The sequence below is a fragment of the Sandaracinobacteroides sayramensis genome (assembly GCF_022014495.1).
In the GTDB taxonomy this organism is placed as follows: Bacteria; Pseudomonadota; Alphaproteobacteria; order Sphingomonadales; family Sphingomonadaceae; genus Sandaracinobacteroides; species Sandaracinobacteroides sayramense.
The window spans coordinates 96,171-116,194 of the sequence record NZ_JAKLSQ010000014.1 but is presented as its reverse complement, the minus strand read 5'-3'; the positions used below and the strand labels follow the sequence as shown (position 1 = coordinate 116,194).

Sequence of the window (20,024 nt, the reverse complement as noted above, 5' to 3'; positions counted from 1 at the left end):
AGGGGCGTCACGCCCCTGCTGGGTCCAGGGCAAAGCCCTGGCCGCCGGAGGCAAAAAGTCCCAGCCTCAAGCCGCGGCGCGCATCTCCAGCCGGTCCCAGATTTCCGCCAGCGCCGCCACCAGTTCCTGCATCATCGCTTCGGAGTGCGCCGGTCCGGGGGTGAAGCGCAGCCGTTCGCTGCCGCGCGGCACGGTGGGGAAATTGATCGGCTGCACATAGACGCCATATTCCGCCAGCAGGATGTCGCTGATCTTCTTCGCCTTCACCGGGCAGCCGACCATCAGCGGCACGATGTGGGAGACGCTCGGCATCACCGGCAGGCCGGCTTCCGCCATCAGCCGCTTCAGCGTCGCGGCGGCGGCCTGCTGCGCCTCGCGCTCCTCGCCGGACTGCTTCAGGTGGCGGACGCTCGCCAGCACGCCGGCGACCAGCACGGGCGAGAGCGAGGTGGTGAAGATGAAGCCGGGGGCATAGCTGCGGATGCAGTCGATGATGGTCTGGTCGGCGGCGATATAGCCGCCCATCACGCCGAAGGCCTTGCCCAGCGTGCCCTCGATGATGGTGAGGCGGCCGGCCGCATCGTCGCGCTCGGAAATGCCGCCGCCGCGCGGGCCGTACATCCCCACCGCATGCACTTCGTCCAGATAGGTCAGCGCGCCATATTGGTCCGCGAGGTCGCAGATGGCGTGCAGCGGCGCGATGTCCCCGTCCATCGAATAGACCGATTCGAAGGCGATCAGCTTCGGCGTCTCGGGATCCGATTCCTTCAGCAGCTCTTCCAGATGCTCCAGGTCGTTGTGCCGCCAGACGCGCTTCTCGCAGCCGGAATTGCGGATGCCGGCGATCATCGAGGCATGGTTCAGCTCGTCGGAAAAGATGATGCAGCCCGGCAGCAGCTTGCCCAGCGTCGCCAGAGTCGCCTCGTTGGAGACATAGCCGGAGGTGAAGAGCAGCGCGCCTTCCTTGCCGTGCAGGTCGGCCAGCTCGGCTTCCAGGTCGATATGGTAATGGGTGTTGCCGCCGATGTTGCGGGTGCCGCCCGATCCGGCGCCGACGTCGTGCAGCGCCTCTTCCATGGCGGCGATCACCTTGGGGTGCTGCCCCATCGCCAGATAGTCGTTGGAACACCAGACGGTGATCGGCTTCGGGCCGTTGTGCCCGGCGAAGCAGCGGGCGTTGGGAAAGCCGCCCTTGTTGCGCAGGATATCGATGAAGACGCGGTAGCGGCCTTCCTCGTGCAGGCGATCGATCGCCGACTTGAAGATCAGGTTATAGTCAACCACAGCGAGTATCGCGCCTTTCCGCCCATCCCGTCATTCTTTTCCCTCCCCCCGGCCGTAGAAGCGCGCGGGCGCGCTTGCAAGCGTGGTAATGCCGCAGGCAAGCGACTAAGGGTCGCACTTATCAGCATTGCAGGGCAAAGTGAAAGACACGCAACTCCAGAACCTCGCAGGGCGACCCCTCGTCCTCCTGCTTTCGGGCGGGCTCGACAGCGCCACCTGCCTCGCCATCGCCAGCAACGCCGGCGCGCGGGTGCTGGCGCTGACGATCGACTACAACCAGCGCCACCGCCGCGAGCTGGAAGCGGCCGACGCGCTGGCCGCGCATTACCGGGTGGAGCGCCATATCCGCCTGCCGCTGGATTTGCGCGGCTTCGGCGGCTCGGCGCTGACGGCCGACATCGAAGTGCCGAAGGACGGGGTGCAGCCGGGAATCCCCGTCACCTATGTGCCGGCGCGCAACACCATCTTCCTGTCGGTGGCGCTCGGCTGGGCGGAGGCGGCCGGCGGCGCGGACCTGATGATCGGCGTGAACGCGCTGGACTATTCCGGCTACCCCGATTGCCGGCCGGAGTTCGTGGCCAGCTTCGAGGCGATGGCGAACCTCGCCACCAAGGCGGGTGTGGAAGGCGCGGCACATTACAAGGTGCACACGCCGCTGCTGCACCTCTCCAAGGCCGGAATCGTGCAGGCCGCGGTGGAAAACGGGCTGGACATCGGCCTCACCTGGTCCTGCTACGATCCGACGCCGGACGGCACGCATTGCGGCGCATGCGACAGTTGCCGCCTGCGGCAAAAGGGCTTCGCCGAGGCGAACGTGCCGGACCCGACGATCTACGCATGAGCTACGCGGTCAAGGAACTGTTCCTGACCCTGCAAGGGGAGGGCGCGCAGACGGGCATGCGCGCCGTGTTCCTGCGCTTCGCCGGCTGCAACCTCTGGACCGGGCGGGAGCAGGATAGGGCGGAGGCCGTCTGCCAGTTCTGCGACACGGATTTCGTCGGGATGGACGGCGAGGGCGGCGGCCGGTTCCAGACGGCGGACGATCTCGCCACGGCGGTGGAGGCGATGTGGGGCGCGGAACGCGCGCATCGGCTGGTGGTTTGCACCGGCGGCGAGCCGCTGCTGCAACTGGACCCGCCGCTGATCGCCGCGCTGCACGCGAAGGGCTTCCGCGTCGCGGTGGAATCGAACGGCACGGTGGAAGCGCCGGACGGGATCGACTGGCTCTGCATCAGCCCGAAGGCCGGCGCCGAGATCGTCCAGCGCCGGGGCGACGAGCTGAAGCTGGTCTATCCGCAACCCACCCTGCTGCCGCCCCAAGTGGAGAGCTGGGATTTCGCGCATTTCTTCGTGCAGCCGATGGACGGCCCTGCCCAGCTCCGCAATATCGCCGCGGCGATCGACTGGTGCCTCGCCAACCCGAAATGGCGGCTTTCGCTTCAAACCCACAAGGTAACGGGGATCCCATGACCGAACCGACAGACGTGACGAACTTCTGGCGCGACGCCGGCGCCGAAGCCTGGTTCCGCAAGGACGACGCTTTCGACGCGGACTTCCGCGCCCGCTTCCTGGAAGCGCATGAAGCCGCCGCGCGCGGCGACCTCGACGGCTGGGCGGAAAGCGCCGATGGCGCGCTGGCGCTGATGATCCTGCTGGACCAGTTCCCGCGCAACGCTTTCCGCGGCTCGGCTCGCATGTTCGAGACCGACGCGAAGGCGCTACAGATCGCCGAAGCCGCGATCGCCGCCGGGCAAGACCAGCAGGTGGCGCCGGACCTCCGCCTGTTCTTCTATCTGCCCTACGAGCATTCGGAAGCGCTCGCCGATCAGGAAAAGGCGGTGGAGCTCATCCGCCCGCTCGGCCCGGAGCTGCTGCACTATGCCGAAGTGCACCGCGAGGCGATCGCCCGCTTCGGCCGCTTCCCGCATCGAAACGAACTCCTCGGCCGCGAGACCACGGCCGAGGAGCAGGCGTTTCTCGATTCCGGCGGGTTCGCCGGCTGAGGATCAGTTGGTGGCCAGCCGGCGACGGCGGGCGGCGAAGCCCACCAGGCCGAAGCCGCTCAGCATCAAGGCCCAGCTGGCCGGTTCCGGCACGGCCGGGCCGGCGTTTTCCGGCGTGTAGGTCACGGTCAGTGTGCCGTTCCAGACCCCGTCGGGGTTCACGGAGGCATCGTTGAAGCTCTCGAAGAACTCCAGCCAGAGGAGGCCGTCGGCGTCCAGGCTGAAGTCCAGGCCGATGTCGACGAGGCTGGCGGAAGCGGCAAAGCTGGCGGTGCCCGACGAGCTGTTGGCGAATCCGGGCGTCAGATAGACGCCGTCGAGGCCGGTGCTGGTGAAGCTCACCACCAGTTCCGACAGCCAGGACGGCGAGAAGGCGGTCAGCGTCACGTCATAGGCGATGCCGGTGATGTGCGAGTTGGCGCCGAGGTTGAAGTTCCATACGACATTGTCGGGGCTGCCTTCGCCGGCGTAGCTGAAGACGTCTTCCAGATCGATCACCAGCGTCGCCGCTTGCGCCGAGGTGGTCATGAAGGCGGCGCAAAGCGCGCCCAACAGCAGCTTGTTCATTTTATATTCCCTCTGTTCAACCCGAGGTTCCGCTGGCGCGACCCAGTGGACCTGCCCGCGAAAACCCGCGCAGTGTCCGACCCCTGCCGCGAAGCTTAACCATTTCGCCGCAGCGCACAAGAGTTTGTTTCCCAAAAGTAACAATTTTGTCGAAAGCCAGCAGAGATACGTTAAATATTGTAAAAGAAAGAAAAAATGGTTGCGCAGTTTGCAAACCCACGCGGCGAACGACGGTTCCGGTAGGAAGCGGCGGCTATACAACTCCCTCGTCACCCCGGGCTTGACCCGGGGTCCAGCTTTTCTGCCGGCGCCGCGTTCGAGGAAGACAGCGAGACCCCGGGTCAAGCCCGGGGTGACGGCTGTTGGAAATGTCCGGTGTCAAGTTGGCGACCGCACAATAGCCATTGGTTTGCAAACTGCATAATCGCCAAGAAAAACCCGGCCCCACGAATGGGGCCGGGCCTGTTCCGGCGGAAATGGCGGCCGGCGCGGCGGCGGCCGGCTCAGGCTTCGATCAGCCTGCGATCCTGCGAGATCTTCAGCATTTCCTTCTGTAGTTTCTCGAAGGCGCGCACTTCGATCTGCCGCACCCGCTCGCGGCTGATGCCATATTCCTGGCTCAGGTCCTCCAGCGTCTGCGGCTCGTCGATCAGCCGCCGCTGCGTCAGGATATGCCGCTCCCGCTCGTTCAGCGTCAGCAGCGCCTCGCGCAGCAGGTCGTGGCGGATGTCGGCTTCCTGCCGCTCGGCGGTCACCGTCTCCTGGCTGGGGCCGTCGTCTGCCAGCCAGTCCTGCCACTCGCCCTCGCCGTCCTCGCGCATGGGGGCGTTGAGGCTGGTGTCGCCGCCCTTGGCCATGCGGCGGTTCATCTGCACCACATCCTCCTCGGAAACGCCAAGGTCGGTGGCGATCTTCTTCAGGTCGTCGGGGTGCAGATCGCCGTCCTCGATCGCCTGCAGCTTGCCCTTCATCCGCCGCAGGTTGAAGAACAGCTTCTTCTGCGCCGCAGTCGTGCCGATCTTCACCAGCGACCAGCTCCGCAGGATATACTCCTGGATGGAAGCCTTGATCCACCACATGGCGTAGGTGGCGAGGCGGAATCCCCGCTCCGGCTCGAACTTCTTCACGCCCTGCATCAGGCCGATATTGCCCTCGGCGATCAGTTCGGACACCGGCAGGCCATAGCCGCGATAGCCCATGGCGATCTTCGCCACCAGCCGCAGGTGCGAGGTCACCAGCCGGGTCGCCGCCTGCGGATCCTCATGCTCCTGCCAGCGCTTCGCCAGCATATATTCCTCTTCCGGCGCCAGCAGCGGGAATTTGCGGATTTCGGAAAGATAGCGGTTCAGGCTGGCATCCGGCCCGAGGGCGGGAATGTTGGCGGGCAGGTTGCTCGACATGGCTTCTCCTTTGCCTCTCGGCGCTCACGCTGGGCTGAGCGCGATTAGCAGTTCCTGAATATCATCCGGCGTCGGGCTTTCGAACGCGAGAATCTCGGAGGTGATGGGATGCTCGAACTCCAGCGAGGCCGCGTGCAGCGCCTGCCGCTGGAACCCCAGCCGCTTGCACAGATCCGCCAGCCGCCCCTGCCCATAGAAGGGGTCGCCGATCAGCGGATGGCCGATATGCGCCATATGCACCCGCACCTGGTGCGTGCGGCCGGTCTCCAGCCGGCACTCCACCAGCGCCGCCTTCTGCAGGCTTTCCAGCAGCCGGTAATGGGTGACGGCGTGGCGGCCGCGCGGCGGCTCCACCACGGCGATCTTCTGCCGGTTCGCCTCCGATCGGGCGAGGTTCGTCTCGATCCGCCCGGCCGGCGGCGTCGGCAGCCCGGAGACCACCGCCCGATAGCGGCGCCCGATCGTGTGCTTCTGGAACTGCGCCGCCAGCCCGGCGTGCGCCCGGTCGGTCTTCGCCACCACCAGCAGGCCGGAGGTGTCCTTGTCGATCCGGTGGACGATTCCCGGCCGCGCCACGCCGCCGATTCCGGAAAGCCGGCCGGCGCAATGGTGCAGCAGCGCGTTCACCAGCGTGCCGTCGAGATTGCCGGCGGCCGGATGCACCACCAGCCCGGCCGGCTTGTCCACCACCAGCAGATGCGCGTCCTCGAAGACGATGCGGATGGGAATATCCTGCCCTTGCGCCTCGGCCGGGCGCGGCTCGGGAACCGAAACGCCGACCGCCTCGCCGCCCTTCATCTTGCGCGAAGGGTCGCGCTCCGGCCGCCCGTCCACGTCCACCGCGCCGGCGGATACCAGCGCCTTCAGCCGCTCGCGCGAGAGGGTGGGGATGGCCGCCGCCAGCGCCCGGTCGAGCCGCCAGCCCGCCGCTTCCGCCGCCAGCCTCGCTTCCCGCCGGTCCGAACCTTGCCCCGCTTTGTCGTTGCCCCCATGCATTGCCGATGGATGTTGGAACGATCGCCGCAGGTTCAACCCCCGTCCGGCTGGAAAGCGCCGCGGCCTGCGCGATGCTGGCCGCCGCCGCCGCGGCCGCGCCCGACGAAGCCTGCGGCCTGCTGTTCGGCGAAGCGGCGCATATCCGCGAAGCCAGCATCGCCGCCAACCGCTCCCCCACCCCCGCCAGCCGCTTTGAGATCGACCCCGCGCACCTCTTCGACGCCCAGCGCCGCCACCGCGCCGGGCCGGAGCGGCTGGTCGGCTGCTGGCATTCCCACCCCAACGGCAACGGCTGCCCCAGCCGCCAAGACCGGGAAGGCGTGGCCGACATGGGCTGGCTCTGGCTGATCGTCGCCGACGGGCGGATTCACGCCTGGCGGCCCACCCCCGCCGGCTTCGAAGCGGTTGCCATCGCCGGTGGCAGTTTGTAACCAATGTGACATCATGGCTCAGGGCGAAATCCTATGGTTCGACGGCGGCAGGGGCTTCGGCTTCATCCGTCCGGACATGGGGCCGAAGGATGTGTTCGTGCACGTCTCCGCGCTGGCCGAAGCCGGCCTCAGCGGCCTGATGCCCGGCACCAAGGTGGAGTTCGAACTGGTGCAGACGGGGAACGGCCGGCTGACGGCGCAGCGCGTCTATCTGGTGCAGGAACGCCGCCCGCGAAAGGCCCGGCGCTAGGTCGGGAACCTGATACAAGCCCTTGATTCATTTCCCGTCACCCCGGGCTTGACCCGGGGTCCCGCTTTCCTCCTCGAGCGCGGCCCCGGCTGAAAAAGCCGGACCCCGGGTCAAGCCCGGGGTGACGAACCGAAAGGGAACAGGAGTCCCCGGCCCAGGCCGCGGAAACCCCGCTTTCCGGGCATGGCCTTTTGCCCGCAACCCCGGTAAGGCCCGCCCATGGCAATCTGGGCGCTGCTGATGGGGGGAGCCGCCGGGCTGATGCTCGGCGGGCCGCTGGGCGCGCTCGCCGGCGCGGCGGTCGGCGCCGCCGTCGATCGCGCGCTCGCCGCCCGCGCCGCCAACCCGCAACGCCGGCAGGTGGCCTTCACCATCGCCGCCATCGCGCTGGCCGCGAAAATGGCGCAGGCGGACGGTCACGCCTCCGAGCGCGAGGCCGAGGCCTTTGAAAAGCTGTTCCATGTGCCGGCGGCGGAGCAGGAGAATATGCGCCGCTTCTACCGCCTCGCCCGGCAGTCGGTGGACGGCTATGAATCCTATGCGAAGCAGGCCGCCGGCCTGCTGGGCGAAGGCTCGCCCGTGCTGGAGGATCTGCTGGAAGCGCTGCTGATGATCGCCACGGTCGACGGCGTGCACCCCAAGGAACTGGCCTATCTGGCCGATGTCGCCACGCTGATGGGCTTCGACCCGCGCAAATGGGCCGAAATCCGCGCCCGCCACATCCCATTGGAAGCGAACGACCCGCACGCCGTGCTGGGCGTGAAGCCCGGCGCCGCGGACGCGGAAATCCGCGCCGCCTACCGCCGCCTCGCCCGCGACCATCATCCGGACCGGCACATCGCGCAGGGCACGCCGCCCGAATTCATCCGCGTCGCCGAGGCGCGCATGGCCACCATCAACGCGGCCTATGCGGCGCTGATGAAGGGGAAGGGCGGATGAAGCCCGTCCACATCGCCTTCGTCCTGCTGATCGACCTGCTCTGGGCCTTCAACATCGTCGCCATCAAGGAGGCGGTGCTGCTGATGGCGCCGCTCCTCACCGTGGCGCTGCGCTATGGCGTGGTGCTGCTGGTCTGCGCCTCGTCGCTGAAGATCGTCCCCGGCCGCATGGGGCTGGTGCTGGCGACGGGCGTCATCACCGGCGCCATCCAGTTCGGGCTGGGCGCCTACAGCTACCAGGTCGCCACCAACCTTTCGGCGCTGGCCATCGCCGGCCAGCTTGGCGTGCCCCTGTCGCTGATCCTCGCCATCCTGATCGACGGGGAGCGGATCGCCTGGCGCCGCACCGTCGGCATCCTGCTCGCCATCGCCGGCGTCGCGCTGCTGGTGTTCGATCCGCGCATCGTCGACGAGCGGCTGGGCATCTTCCTCACCTTCGGCGCCTCGTTCTGCTGGGCGATCGGCAACCTGATGTTCCGCCGGCTGACGGGGGTTCCAGTCCTCACCCTCTATGGCTGGCAGGCGGTCGTCTCCATCCCGCTGCTGCTGGCGGCAAGCTGGTTCCTGGAGCCGGGCGGCATCGCCGCCCTGCCGCATGTGCCGCTGATGGCCTTCGGCTGGGTCGTCTATTCGGCGATCGCCGCCTCGCTCGTCGGCCACGCCGGCATGAGCTGGCTGCTGCAACGCTACCCTGTCACCCTCATCACCCCCTTCACCCTGCCGACGCCGATGCTGGCAGTCGGCATCGCCACCCTCTATTATGGCACCCCTGTCACCCCGCTGATGTGGGTCGGCGGCGCGCTGACACTGACCGGAGTCGCCATCATCACCTTGCGCAGCGCGCGGAAATCGGTTGAGGCAGACGCATGAGCCTCGCCGAGGAGATCGTCTGGCGCCCTTCGCCCAACTACAACGAGCGGATCGTGCCCCCCGGCCGCCGCCCGATCCGCCATCTGATCCTGCACTACACCGGCATGCAGACGGGGCAGGCCGCCGAGGACTGGCTGGTGAACCCGGACTCCGGCGTCTCCTCCCACTATCTGGTGCACGACGACGGCCGAATCGTGCAGATGGTGGAAGAGCTGGACCGCGCCTGGCACGCCGGCGCCAGCCGCTGGCGCGGCGAGGGCGACCTCAACAGCTCTTCCATCGGCATAGAGATCGTGAACCCCGGCCACGAATGGGGCTACACATCCTTCCCGGACGTGCAGATGCGCCAGCTGCTGCGCCTGTGCGCCACGCTGTGCGTCCGCCACCGCATCGACCGCGCCGACGTCATCGGCCACAGCGACATCGCCCCCACCCGCAAGCAGGACCCGGGCGAGCTCTTCGACTGGCCCCGCCTCGCCATGCACCGGATCGCGCTGTCCCGTCCGCAAAAGCTGCTGGCGGACCCGGGCTGGCCGGACGGCGCCTTCGGCCTCGCGCTCGAGCGCTTCGGCTACGACGTGACCGACCTGAAGGCCGCCACCACCGCCTTCCAGCGCCGCTTCCGCCAGTCGAACGTGGACGGCGTGATAGACGGCGAAACCCGCGCCGTGCTCTTCACCCTGCAGGTGCTGGAGGAACAGCGCCTGCAAGCCGGCGGCGATTTCGGCGGCTAGCTCAGGTTTGCCTCCGGCGGCCAGGGCTTCGCCCTGGACCCAGCAGGGGCGTGACGCCCCTGCACCCCCGGATGCTTGGTCAGCTTGTGGATAGGGTGTGGACTGGCGGCTTTTGGCAGCGGTGCAGATGCGCCGCCCAACTCAAACTGCCCTTCAGCCAATCCCCGGAATATCGTTCCTACAAGGTGCGAGCCTGAAGGCGGCGTATGGCTTGCCACGGCCTGCCGTCGATGGCGGCCAGTCCGACGCCGATCAGCGCCATGCCGGCAATATGCTTCGGAAGCAGGCTTTCGTTGAGGAACAGCACGCCGAGGATGATTGCGCTGACCGGGATCAGGAAGGTTACCAACAGAAGGTTGGTCGCCCCGGCCGTGGATAGAATCCGAAAATAGAGAATATAGGCCAGTGCCGTGGAAAGCGCCGCAACGCCGATCAAGGCGCCGATCGCGGCCATGCTTGGCGTATCGAGCGCCCAAGGCCGGTCGATTATGAGCATGAGGGGCAAGAGCAGGATGCTTGAAGCGATAACCTGCCCGGTGGCGGTCGTCATAGGCGTTACGCCCATAGTCCGGAAGCGACGGCCGAAGATGCCCGCGAAGGCGTAGGAAACCGCAGCGGCGAGGCACATCAATTGCGCCACGACGTTCGTGCCGAGCGACTGTAAGGCGTCGAAACCGATCATGACGGCAACGCCGACAAAACCGATGACGACACCCACCAGCTTGCCGCCTGTCATCTTCTCCTCGCTGGTCAGGAAATGGGCGAACACGACCGTAAAGAGCGGTGTGGAAGCGTTGAGGATCGAGGCAACAGCCGAGGCGATATGCTGCTGGCCCCACACGATCAACGAAAAGGGAATGACGTTGTTCAGCAATCCCATTCCGAAAAAGGCCAGCCAAATTCGCCGATCTCTCGGCATCGGCTTTTCCTGCAATTTCAGGATCAGCAGCAGGATGAGCGCGGCCAGTGCCACACGCGAAACCACCACCGTGAAAACAGGCAACTCCCGAACGGCCACGCCGTTGAAGAAGAAGGAGCCGCCCCATACCGCCGCGAGGGCGATGAGCATGGCCCATTCCAACGCCGTCATGGGTCGGGATGATAGTGAAGATTGCGACATTACATTCCTCCGGACAGAGCAGGCGGCTTCGCCCTTGTCCAAGGAGTGCAGCCTTATCTGCCGGGCCGGCAATCCGATTATTGCTTTCAAACTATCTTTCGAGAAAATGGAGATTCCGGGGACAATATGCCAATTACAGTGCGCAATTGTGGCTTTGCGTGAGAAAGGCGTGCTTCGGTAGGCTGAGCAAGATGTCAACCACAGCGTTGACGCGCGAAACAGACGCCATCAAACAAAATGCCCAAGGCATCTCGCAAGTGCGACGAGGCCCGCAACCCACAGCCAAAACACGAAAAACGGGGTGCAGGGGATATAATCCCCTGCCGGGGTGAAGGGGCAGCGCCCCTTCGAACGTCCCGCCTCAGCGCCCCAGCCGCTGCGCCATGCCCAGGATATCGTCCAGCGGATTGCCGTCGCCGTTCAGGTCCAGCATCCCCACCAGTCCGCCCAGCCCGCCGGCGGCGGCCGGCTGCCCGCCGGTCAGCCCGCCCAGCACCTGGCCGACGAGGCCGCCCAATCCGCCTTCCTGCGCCGGGGCGGCGCTCGCCGATTTCGCCATCATCCCGGCGGCGGCCATGGCGACCACCGGCAGCAGCTTCTTCAGCAGGTCGGCGGAAAGGCCCGAGGCGCCGGCGGCCTGCCCGGCCACTTCGCGGCTGACGTCCTTCGACCCGAAGATCTGCCCCAGCACGGCGTTGCCCTGATCGACGGGGGTCGCCTTCGGCGCCAGCACGGCGTCCAGCAGCCCGCCGCCGCCCATGCCGCCCAGCATGCCCACCAGCCCTTCCAGCCCGTTCGGCTGCGCCTGCGCCTGCTTCTTGAATCCGCCCAGCACGGCGGGCAGCAGGGCGGCGGCGCCGGTCATCGCCGTCTGCTGGTCGATCCCCAGTTCGCTGGCGATCTGCGCCAGTCCGCCGGCGCCGCCCAAGGCTTCAAGGATAGTGTTGCTCATATATGGTCCCCTGCTGTGTCGGCGGGCGTTATCCGCGCGTCATGTTGCAATGGCAAGCGCGGCATGGCGGGATTTACCATGGTCCGTCGACGGCCTAGAAAAGTGGAAGCAGCAGGAGCGCGCGATGAGCAACGACCAATCCGGCGACGGCCCCCTCCGGCCGGAGAGGCGCCGCCCGAAGCCCGACGTTCTCGATATCGGCAGCCACCGGCTGAAGCCCGCCACCTTGATGATGGGCCATGGCTATGATCCGGCGCTTTCGGAAAATGCGCTGAAGCCGCCGATCTTCCTCACCTCCACCTTCGTCTTCGAATCGGCGGCGGCCGGCAAGCGGCATTTCGAGGGAGTCACCGGCAAGCGGCCGGGCGGGGCGGAGGGCCTCGTCTATTCCCGCTTCAACGGCCCCAATCAGGAGATATTGGAAGACCGCCTCGCCATCTGGGAGGAGGCGGAGGACGCGCTCAGCTTCTCGTCGGGCATGTCGGCGATCGCCACCCTGTTGATGACCTTCTGCGCGCCCGGAGACGTCATTGTCCATTCCGGCCCGCTCTACGCCGCCACCGAAACGCTGATCGGCCGCATCCTCGGCAAGTTCGGGGTAGGCTGGCTGGACTTTCCGGCCGGCGCCACGGGCGAGGAGATCGCCGCCGTGCTGGAAGCGGCGAAGGCGAAGGGCCGCCTCTCGCTCATCTATCTCGAAAGCCCGGCCAACCCCACCAACCAGCTCGTCGATCTGGAAGCGGTGCGCGCCGCGCGCGACTCCGCCTTCCCGGAAAACGCCCCGCCCATCGCCATCGACAACACCTTCCTCGGCCCGCTCTGGCAGCAGCCCCTGCGCCATGGCGCCGACCTCAGCGTCTACAGCCTCACCAAATACGCCGGCGGCCATTCCGATCTGGTGGCGGGCGCGGTGGTGGGGGCGGCGCGCCATATCACCCCCATCCGCATGATGCGCAACACGGTCGGCACCATCACCGACCCCCACACCGCCTGGATGCTGCTGCGCAGCCTGGAGACGCTGGAGCTGCGCATGTCCCGCGCGGGCGAGAATGCCGAAAAGGTCTGCGCCTTCCTGCGCGACCATCCGAAGGTGGAAAAGCTCGGCTATCTCGGCTTCCTCTCGGACGAGGACAGTCGGCAGGGCGACATCTACCGCCGCCACTGCACCGGCGCCGGCTCCACCTTCTCCCTCTATCTGAAGGGCGGGGAACGCGAAGCCTTCGCCTTCCTCGACGCGCTCCGGATCGCCAAGCTGGCCGTCAGCCTCGGCGGCACGGAAACGCTGGCCTCGGCGCCCGCCGCGATGACCCACCTCTCCGTTCCGGACGCGCGCAAGCAGCAACTGGGCATCACCGACAATCTGGTCCGCATCTCGATCGGCGTCGAGGACGCGGACGATCTCATCGCCGATTTCACCCAGGCTCTGGAGGCCATCTGATGCGTTTCGCCGCGATTGCCGCCGTCGCTCTTGCCGTTTCCCAGCCCGCCTTCGCCTGGGGGCTTACCGGCCACCGCATCACTGGAGCCGTGGCCGACGAATATCTGTCGCCAAAGGCCAGGGCGGGGGTGAAGGACATCCTCGGCACGGAAAGCCTCGCCGAAGCCTCCAACTGGCCGGACTTCATGCGGTCCGACCCCGATCCCTTCTGGCAGAAGGAATCGGTGCCCTGGCATTATGTGACCATCCCGGCGGACAAGGCCTATGCCGATGTCGGCCACCCGCCCGAGGGGGATTCGATCACCGCGCTGACGAAATATGCGGCGATCGCCAGAGACGCGAAAGCCCCGCTCGCCGAGCGGCAGAAGGCGCTGCGCTTCGTGATCCACATCGTCGGAGACCTGTCGCAGCCGCTCCACGTCGGCCGCCCCGGCGATCGCGGCGGCAACGATGTGAAGGTGAGCTTCTTCGGCGAGCAGACCAACCTCCACACCCTGTGGGACAGCACGCTGATCGCCCACAACCAATTGTCCTACACGGAATGGGCCGGCTGGCTCACCAGCCGCTTCACGACGGACGAGCTGCGCGACTGGTCCAGCCCGGACCCGCAGCAATGGCTGGCCGACAGCGTCCTCGAGCGCGAAGCGATGTATCCGGCCAACCCGGACCTGCGCTATTCCTATGTCTTCGAGCAGCAGGCGCGCCTGAACCGCCAGCTCGGCAAGGGCGGGCTGCGCCTTGCCTCTTACCTGAACGCGCTCTTCGACACGCCGGTGGCAGCCGCGCCGCAGAAGAAGGGGCGCAAGTGAAGCTGGGCATCCTCGGCGGCAGCGCGGTTTCGGCGCTTCCGGGTCTGGAAGGCGGGCACCGGCACGCGCAGGAAACGCCCTGGGGCTGGCCCTCGGACGCCTTGCTGGAAGGCGAGATCGCCGGGCTTCCGGTCGTCTTCCTCGCCCGCCACGGCGCCGGCCACCATATCGCCCCGGCCGAAATCAACTATCGCGCCAATATCGCCGCGCTGAAGGCGCGCGGCTGCACGGCGGTGGTCTCGGTCGCGGCCTGCGGCAGCTTCGTGGAAAGCCTGCCACCCGGCAGCCTCGCCATTCCCGATCAGATCGTCGACCGCACATGGGGCCGTCCCTCCAGCTTCTTCGGCGGGGGGCTGGTCGCCCATATCAGCGTCGCCGACCCCGTCGTCACCGAACTGGCCGGGCATGTCGCGGCGGCGGCGCAAGTTTGGGGGATCCCACACGAACAGGGCGGAACCTATCTCGCCATCCAGGGCCCGCGCTTCCAGACTCGCGCCGAAAGCCGGCTGGCGAAGGCGGAAGGGCACAGCGTCGTCGGCATGACGGCGATGCCTGAAGCGGCGCTCTGCCGGGAGGCGGAAATGGCCTACGCCATCGCCGCCTTCGTGACCGACTATGACAGTTGGCGCGAAGAAGTAGTGACCACCGCCGCCGTCATGGAAGTGGCGCGCGCCAACCGGGAACAGGCGGGGTTTCTGGTGCAGGCGCTGTGCGCGCGCCTCGCAGCCATGCCGCTGTCCGCCGCCGGCGGCTGGGCGCACGCGCTGGACGAAGCGATCCTCACCCCGCGCGCCCATTGGCCAACCGAAGCCGCCGCCCGCCTGCGCGCGATCGCCCCCCGCTTCTTCGCCTGAGACAAGCCTGGATGACCCTGGAAAAGCTCGCCGCCCATGTCCGCACCGTCGCCGACTTCCCGAAAGCCGGAATCCAGTTCCGCGACCTGACTCCGCTTCTGGCCGACGGTGCCGCCTTCCAGGCGACGACCGCCGCGCTCGCCGAACGCGCGGGCGCATTCGACCTGATCGCCGGCGTCGAGGCGCGCGGCTTCCTCTTCGGCGCGGCGCTGGCGCAACGGACGGGCCATGGCCTCGTCCTCGTCCGCAAGCCGGGCAAGCTGCCGGGGCAGACCATCGGCCACGATTACGCGCTGGAATATGGCACCGACCGGCTGGAGCTGCACGACGGCCAGGTGCCGAAATCCGCCCGGGTGCTGCTGGTGGACGATGTGCTGGCGACCGGCGGCACGGCGGCCGCCGCCGTCGAGCTGCTGCGCAAGTCCGGCGCCACCGTCACCCGCGCCCTCTTCGTGCTGGAACTGGACGGGCTTTCCGGCGCGCAAAAGTTGCGCGCGGCCGGAGTCGAACCCGTCTCCCTCCTGCATTTCCCGGCCTGAGCGCATGCGCCCGAAGCTGATGGGGATATTGAACGTCACGCCCGACAGCTTCTCGGACGGCGGCCGCCACGCTTCCTTGCAGCAGGCGATCGCCGCCGGCCTGCGGCTGGCCGAGGCAGGCGCGGACATCATAGACGTAGGCGGCGAATCCACCCGCCCCGGCGCGGCGGAAGTGCCGCTGGAGGAGGAAATCCGCCGCACCGCCCCGGTGGTGGAGGCGCTGGCCCGCCAAGGCTTGCGGGTTTCCATCGACACGATGAAGGCCGGCGTCATGCGGGCCGCGCTCGACGCCGGCGCCACCATGCTGAACGACGTGTCGGCGTTGCAGGCCGATCCGCAAAGCCTGCCGCTCGCCGCCGCCAGCGGGGCGCAGGTGGTGCTGATGCACATGCCCGGCAACCCGCGCACCATGCAGGGCCTCGCCGAATATCGGGATGTGGTGGCCGAAGTGCAGGCGGCGCTCGCCGCCCGCATCGCCGCGGCCGAGGCCGCCGGAATCCCCCGCGCCCGCCTCATCGCCGATCCCGGCATCGGCTTCGGCAAGGACATGGCGCAGAATCTGGCGCTGATGCGGGCGCTGGAGGCTTTCCACGCGCTGGGCGTCCCGCTGCTGCTGGGCGCCAGCCGCAAGTCGCTGATCCCGGCGGTCGCCGGCCCCGCTGCCCCTTCTGAACGCCTGCCCGGAAGCCTTGCGCTGGCGCTGCGCGGGGCCGAGGCGAAGGTCGCCTGGCTCCGGGTGCATGATGTCGCCGAAACGCGGCAGGCGCTGGCCTTGTGGGAGGCAATCCGCCCCTGACCCTTGCGCCCGCCCGCTTCCCGTCGCACATGAAGCCTGTTGTCCGAAGGGAGCAAGAAGAATGGCGATTTCGAAGAAGACGGAAAAGTCCCTGCTGGATCATGAGGAATGGACCCTCGTCGAATCCACCCACAAGCCGGCGCTCGGCCTGCTCGACGAGGCGGGGCTGCAAGCCGCCCGCAAGCGCCTGCGCGACCTGCGGGCCAAGGAACGCGACCTCGGCCATGAAAAGCGCCGCATCGCCCGCGGCAAGGCCGAGCCGCGCGGCGGCAGCTTCCCGGGCACCTATGCCCGCCCGAAGCAGCGCAAGCAGGTCTTCGCCCATGCGCTGCGCCGCGTGAACGACGAGCTCGGCCGCCGCGACGCCGTCGCCTCGCGCGCCCGCATCGTCGACGGCCAGAAGCGGGCGCTGGCCGCGAAGCGCGCCACCACGAAAAGCCGCCCCGCCAACCGCCCGACGGCGCGTGGCGGCGTGAACCCGGTGGAGAACCCGAAGCGCGCGACGAAGGTGCCCGGCGCCAAGATCGGCTCTGTCACCAAGCGAACGGCGCGTTCGCAGGCGAAGAAAGACGCCTGATCCGGAAAGGCCCATAGCCCTTTAAGAGGCCCTGACCCCATCCCATGGCGAAGCCGCAGCTGAAGTTCGTCTGCCAGTCCTGCGGCAGCGCCCACTCGAAGTGGATGGGGCAGTGCCCCGATTGCGGGGCGTGGAACAGCCTGCAGCAGGAGGCGTCCGCCACGGCGACGCCTTTCGCCCAGAAGCACAGCCTGAAGGCCGGCGGCCGCGTTCTGGACATGCTGCCGCTCGACGCCGTGGTGGAACTGCCCACCCGCCTCGCCACCGGCTTCGCCGAACTCGACCGCGCGCTCGGCGGCGGCCTCGTCCCCGGCTCGGCGGTGCTGATCGGCGGAGACCCCGGAATCGGCAAATCCACGCTGCTGCTGCAGGCCGCCGGCCGCATGGCCCGCGCCGGCCTGCCGGTCGCCTATTTCTCCGGCGAGGAAGCGGCCGATCAGGTCCGCCTGCGCGCCCGGCGCCTCGGCCTAGCCGACGCGCCCGTCCGGCTGGCGGCCGCCACTTCGGTGCGCGACATCCTCACGACGCTTTCGGCTGGCGCGCCGCCGGCGATGGTCATCATCGATTCCATCCAGACGATGCACTCCGACCAGCTGGAAGGCGCGCCCGGCACCGTCAGCCAGGTGCGCGCCGCCAGCCTCGAACTCATAAGCTGGGCGAAGGCCAGCGGCTCCGCCGTCATCCTCGTCGGCCATGTCACGAAGGACGGGCAGATCGCCGGCCCGCGCGTGCTCGAGCATATGGTGGACGCCGTCCTCTATTTCGAAGGCGAGGGGCGCCACCAGTATCGCGTGCTGCGCGCGGTGAAGAACCGCTTCGGCGGCACCGACGAGATCGGCGTATTCGCCATGGAGTCGGACGGGCTGGCCGAAGTGCGGAACCCCTCCAGCCTGTTCCTCACCCACCGCGAGCAGGCGGTGCCCGGCGCCGTCGTCTTCCCGGCGCTCGAAGGCACGCGGCCGGTGCTCGTCGAACTGCAGGCGCTGACGGTGCGCCTGCCCACCGGCGCGACCCCGCGCCGCGCGGTGGTCGGCTGGGACGGTTCGCGCCTCGCCATGCTGCTCGCCGTGCTGGAAGCCCGCGCCGGCCTCGGCTTCGGCGGCAGCGAAGTCTATCTGAACGTGGCGGGGGGCCTGCGCGTCGTCGATCCGGCGGTCGATCTGGCGGTCGCCGCCGCCCTCGTCTCGGCCGTCCTCGACGTGCCGGTGCCCAGCGACTGCCTCGCCTTCGGCGAGATCGCGCTTTCGGGCGAAGTCCGCCCGACGGCACATGCCGCGCTCCGCCTGAAAGAGGCGGAAAAGCTCGGCTTCACCTCCGCGCTCGCCCCGCCCGGCACCAAGGGGGTGGGCAAGCTTTCGGTTTCGCCCGTCGCCAGCGTCCGCGCCCTCGTTGACCGCTTGAAGGCCAGGGCCTAGCTACCGCACATGGACATTCTCTCCACCTTCACCGCCTTCGACTGGGTGGTGGTCTCCCTCATCGGCTTCCTCGCCATCGGCGGGCTGATGCGCGGCTTCACGCACGAGGCGCTGAGCCTCGCCGGCTGGATTCTCGCCATCGTCGCCGTGCGCCTGTTCCACCAGCAGGCGACCATGTGGCTGCTGCCGAAGACCGGGGGGGAAAGCACGGCCGCCATCGTCGCCTTCATCGGCCTCTTCTTCGGCACCGCGCTCCTGGCCCGTATCGCCGCCGGCGCCGCCGGCGGCTTCGCCAGGCGCAGCCTGCTCGGCCCGATGGACCGGGTGCTCGGGCTGGGCTTCGGCGCCCTGAAGGGGCTGATCCTCGCCTCGGCCCTCTTCCTCCTCACCCAGTTCGCGACCGGCCTGTTCGACGCGGAGCAGGAGCCGCCCGAATGGCTGCGCGAAAGCCGCTCGGCGCCGATCCTGTCCTTGAGCGCCAACGCCATGGTCGGCTGGGTGAAGGAGTGGGACGCGAAGACGGGCGACAAGGGCGGCGAAGCGACGAGGGGCCTCGGCCTGCCGCCCGGCGTGCAGCTTCCGCCCGGCGCCCTTCCGCCCGGCCACCCGGAAATCCCGCCGCCCTATGCCGGGCCGGTGCCCCCCGGCCGGAATGAGGGCGGCTACACGCCTGAAGACCGCCGCGCGCTGGACGAGCTTCTGAACGAAGGCGCGAAATCCGGAGAGCAGGTCAACATCTGATGTCGTTGCAGCTCTACGACACGCTCTCCCGCGCGAAACAGCCAGTCCGCACGCCCGGGCCGGGCAAGCCTCTCACCCTCTATGTCTGCGGCCCCACCGTCTATGGCCGCGCCCATATCGGCAACGCCCGCCCGGCGGTAGTGTTCGACACGCTCTACCGTCTGCTGCGCCACCTGCACGGGGCGGAGAATGTCCGGTACGCCCGCAACATCACCGACATAGACGACAAGATCATGGCGAAGGCGGTAAAGGAAAACCGCACGCCGCAAGCCGTCGCCGCCGAATTCGAAGCGCATTATTTCGCCGACATGGCGGCGCTCAACTGCCTGAAGCCCGATTTCAACCCGCGCGCCACCGAGCATATCGCCGGCGAGCATGGGATGATCGCGATGATCGCGGCGCTGGTGGACAAAGGCTACGCCTATGAAGCGCAAGGCCATGTGCTCTTCGAAGTGGCGAAGTTCGACCGCTACGGCGAGCTTTCCAAGCGGCCGATGGACGAGATGATCGCCGGCGCTCGGGTCGAAGTCGCCCCCTACAAGCGCGCGCCCGGCGACTTCGTGCTGTGGAAACCAAGCAGCCCCGAGCAGCCCGGCTGGGAAAGCCCTTTCGGTCCGAACGGGGGCCGCGGCCGCCCCGGCTGGCACATCGAATGCTCGGCGATGATCCGCTCGGTGCTGGAAACCGACACCATCGACATCCACGGCGGCGGGCTCGACCTGCAATTCCCCCACCACGAAAACGAACGCGCGCAAAGCTGCTGCGCCCATGGCGGCGCCGAACTCGCCCGCATCTGGATGCACAACGGCTTCCTCACCATGGGCGAGACGAAGATGTCGAAATCGCTCGGCAATATCGTCACGCCCGGCGAACTGATCGAGGCCGGCTGGCCGGGCGAAGTGCTGCGCCTCGCCCTCCTCAGCGCCCATTACCGCCAGCCGCTGCAATGGACGGACGCGCTGCTGGAGCAATCGAAGGCCAAGCTCGACCGTCATTACCGCCGCAAGGCGGATGGGGAAGCGGCCGGCGAAGAGCTGCCGCCAGCGCTGCTCGACGATTTGAACACCCCCGAAGCGCTGGCCGCCTTCCCGGACGGCGCAGCCGTCCTCGGCCTCGGCCAGTCGGACCCGGCGCAATGGTTCCGGGGCGGCGCCGACGAAGCGGCGCTGCAACCGAAGCTCGACGCCTATGCCGCCGCCCGCGCCGCGAAGGACTGGGCCGCCGCCGACTCCATCCGCGACGAACTGGCAGGGCAGGGAATCGCAATCGCCGTCGGCAAGGACGGCGCCATCAGCTGGCGAAAGGCCTGA

23 protein-coding genes are annotated in these 20,024 nt (G+C 68.0%); 17 read left to right on the top strand and 6 right to left on the bottom strand.

Annotation, left to right across the window (positions count from 1 at the left end; translation table 11 throughout):
- Positions 1 to 66 precede the first annotated feature (66 nt).
- Entirely contained in the window at positions 67 to 1,284 is a 1,218-nt protein-coding gene (gene hemA, locus L6Q21_RS12180) for a 5-aminolevulinate synthase (RefSeq protein WP_237831032.1), read from the bottom strand.
- A 139-nt stretch (positions 1,285 to 1,423) separates the two neighbouring features.
- Here hemA and queC point away from each other — a divergent pair, with 139 nt between their 5' ends.
- Genes queC through L6Q21_RS12165 form a run of 3 tightly spaced genes read left to right on the top strand, consistent with a single transcriptional unit; the run spans position 1,424 to position 3,287 of the window.
- Entirely contained in the window at positions 1,424 to 2,125 is a 702-nt protein-coding gene (queC, locus tag L6Q21_RS12175) for a 7-cyano-7-deazaguanine synthase QueC (RefSeq protein WP_237831031.1), read from the top strand.
- Positions 2,122 to 2,754 (top strand): 7-carboxy-7-deazaguanine synthase, encoded by a 633-nt coding sequence (queE, locus tag L6Q21_RS12170; RefSeq protein ID WP_237831030.1) that lies wholly within the window; start codon positions 2,122 to 2,124, stop codon positions 2,752 to 2,754. The genes queC and queE overlap by 4 nt, the downstream gene beginning before the upstream one ends.
- The gene (locus tag L6Q21_RS12165; protein WP_237831029.1) at positions 2,751 to 3,287 is read left to right on the top strand and encodes a DUF924 family protein; all 537 of its coding nucleotides are present in this window, start codon (positions 2,751 to 2,753) and stop codon (positions 3,285 to 3,287) included. The genes queE and L6Q21_RS12165 overlap by 4 nt, the downstream gene beginning before the upstream one ends.
- A gap of 3 nt (positions 3,288 to 3,290) precedes the next feature.
- On the opposite strand, the gene L6Q21_RS12160 is transcribed toward L6Q21_RS12165, so the two are convergent.
- The 3 genes from L6Q21_RS12160 to L6Q21_RS12150 form a co-directional block, all read right to left on the bottom strand.
- On the bottom strand, positions 3,291 to 3,854 hold the full coding sequence (locus tag L6Q21_RS12160; RefSeq protein WP_237831028.1) for a PEPxxWA-CTERM sorting domain-containing protein: 564 nt from the start codon (positions 3,852 to 3,854) through the stop codon (positions 3,291 to 3,293).
- A 503-nt stretch (positions 3,855 to 4,357) separates the two neighbouring features.
- Positions 4,358 to 5,254 (bottom strand): RNA polymerase sigma factor RpoH, encoded by an 897-nt coding sequence (rpoH, locus tag L6Q21_RS12155; RefSeq protein WP_237831027.1) that lies wholly within the window; start codon positions 5,252 to 5,254, stop codon positions 4,358 to 4,360.
- Between the two features lie 24 nt (positions 5,255 to 5,278).
- Positions 5,279 to 6,250 carry an RluA family pseudouridine synthase gene (locus tag L6Q21_RS12150; RefSeq protein ID WP_237831026.1) on the bottom strand — a complete coding sequence of 324 codons (972 nt, stop codon included), beginning with the start codon at positions 6,248 to 6,250 and terminating at the stop codon, positions 5,279 to 5,281.
- A gap of 5 nt (positions 6,251 to 6,255) precedes the next feature.
- Between L6Q21_RS12150 and L6Q21_RS12145 the strand changes: the two genes are divergently transcribed.
- The 5 genes from L6Q21_RS12145 to L6Q21_RS12125 all read left to right on the top strand — a co-directional run bounded on the left by L6Q21_RS12145 (position 6,256) and on the right by L6Q21_RS12125 (position 9,473).
- Positions 6,256 to 6,681: a M67 family metallopeptidase gene (locus L6Q21_RS12145; RefSeq protein ID WP_237831025.1), complete on the top strand. Its 426-nt coding sequence runs from the start codon at positions 6,256 to 6,258 to the stop codon at positions 6,679 to 6,681.
- Positions 6,682 to 6,694: 13 nt separating this feature from the next.
- Positions 6,695 to 6,931, top strand: coding sequence for a cold-shock protein (locus L6Q21_RS12140; RefSeq protein ID WP_237831024.1), 237 nt, complete (start codon positions 6,695 to 6,697; stop codon positions 6,929 to 6,931).
- Between the two features lie 219 nt (positions 6,932 to 7,150).
- Positions 7,151 to 7,870 carry a J domain-containing protein gene (locus tag L6Q21_RS12135; protein ID WP_237831023.1) on the top strand — a complete coding sequence of 240 codons (720 nt, stop codon included), beginning with the start codon at positions 7,151 to 7,153 and terminating at the stop codon, positions 7,868 to 7,870.
- Entirely contained in the window at positions 7,867 to 8,739 is an 873-nt protein-coding gene (locus L6Q21_RS12130; RefSeq protein ID WP_237831022.1) for a DMT family transporter, read from the top strand. The genes L6Q21_RS12135 and L6Q21_RS12130 overlap by 4 nt, the downstream gene beginning before the upstream one ends.
- Positions 8,736 to 9,473, top strand: a complete 738-nt coding sequence (locus L6Q21_RS12125; protein WP_237831021.1) for an N-acetylmuramoyl-L-alanine amidase — start codon at positions 8,736 to 8,738, stop codon at positions 9,471 to 9,473. Before L6Q21_RS12130 ends, L6Q21_RS12125 begins: the two co-directional genes overlap by 4 nt.
- A 178-nt stretch (positions 9,474 to 9,651) precedes the next feature.
- On the opposite strand, the gene L6Q21_RS12120 is transcribed toward L6Q21_RS12125, so the two are convergent.
- A complete protein-coding gene (locus L6Q21_RS12120) occupies positions 9,652 to 10,542 on the bottom strand; it encodes a DMT family transporter (RefSeq protein ID WP_237831020.1) in 891 nt (296 codons plus the stop codon).
- A gap of 412 nt (positions 10,543 to 10,954) precedes the next feature.
- A complete protein-coding gene (locus L6Q21_RS12115; RefSeq protein ID WP_237831019.1) occupies positions 10,955 to 11,545 on the bottom strand; it encodes a DUF937 domain-containing protein in 591 nt (196 codons plus the stop codon).
- A gap of 124 nt (positions 11,546 to 11,669) precedes the next feature.
- Here L6Q21_RS12115 and L6Q21_RS12110 point away from each other — a divergent pair, with 124 nt between their 5' ends.
- The 9 genes from L6Q21_RS12110 to cysS all read left to right on the top strand — a co-directional run bounded on the left by L6Q21_RS12110 (position 11,670) and on the right by cysS (position 20,024).
- Complete coding sequence (locus L6Q21_RS12110; RefSeq protein ID WP_237831018.1) at positions 11,670 to 12,983, top strand: cystathionine gamma-synthase family protein; 1,314 nt, start codon at positions 11,670 to 11,672, stop codon at positions 12,981 to 12,983.
- Complete coding sequence (locus L6Q21_RS12105) at positions 12,983 to 13,792, top strand: S1/P1 nuclease (protein ID WP_237831017.1); 810 nt, start codon at positions 12,983 to 12,985, stop codon at positions 13,790 to 13,792. Before L6Q21_RS12110 ends, L6Q21_RS12105 begins: the two co-directional genes overlap by 1 nt.
- Positions 13,789 to 14,646 (top strand): phosphorylase family protein, encoded by an 858-nt coding sequence (locus L6Q21_RS12100; RefSeq protein WP_237831016.1) that lies wholly within the window; start codon positions 13,789 to 13,791, stop codon positions 14,644 to 14,646. The genes L6Q21_RS12105 and L6Q21_RS12100 overlap by 4 nt, the downstream gene beginning before the upstream one ends.
- Before the next feature lie 11 nt (positions 14,647 to 14,657).
- Positions 14,658 to 15,185 (top strand): adenine phosphoribosyltransferase, encoded by a 528-nt coding sequence (locus tag L6Q21_RS12095; protein ID WP_237831015.1) that lies wholly within the window; start codon positions 14,658 to 14,660, stop codon positions 15,183 to 15,185.
- Positions 15,186 to 15,189: 4 nt separating this feature from the next.
- A complete protein-coding gene (gene folP, locus L6Q21_RS12090) occupies positions 15,190 to 15,981 on the top strand; it encodes a dihydropteroate synthase (RefSeq protein WP_237831014.1) in 792 nt (263 codons plus the stop codon).
- 61 nt (positions 15,982 to 16,042) lie between these two features.
- Positions 16,043 to 16,558, top strand: coding sequence for a hypothetical protein (locus L6Q21_RS12085; protein WP_237831013.1), 516 nt, complete (start codon positions 16,043 to 16,045; stop codon positions 16,556 to 16,558).
- A 44-nt stretch (positions 16,559 to 16,602) separates the two neighbouring features.
- Positions 16,603 to 17,973: a DNA repair protein RadA gene (gene radA, locus L6Q21_RS12080; protein WP_237831012.1), complete on the top strand. Its 1,371-nt coding sequence runs from the start codon at positions 16,603 to 16,605 to the stop codon at positions 17,971 to 17,973.
- Between the two features lie 9 nt (positions 17,974 to 17,982).
- A complete protein-coding gene (locus L6Q21_RS12075; protein WP_237831011.1) occupies positions 17,983 to 18,714 on the top strand; it encodes a CvpA family protein in 732 nt (243 codons plus the stop codon).
- Positions 18,714 to 20,024, top strand: coding sequence for a cysteine--tRNA ligase (gene cysS, locus L6Q21_RS12070; protein WP_237831010.1), 1,311 nt, complete (start codon positions 18,714 to 18,716; stop codon positions 20,022 to 20,024). Before L6Q21_RS12075 ends, cysS begins: the two co-directional genes overlap by 1 nt.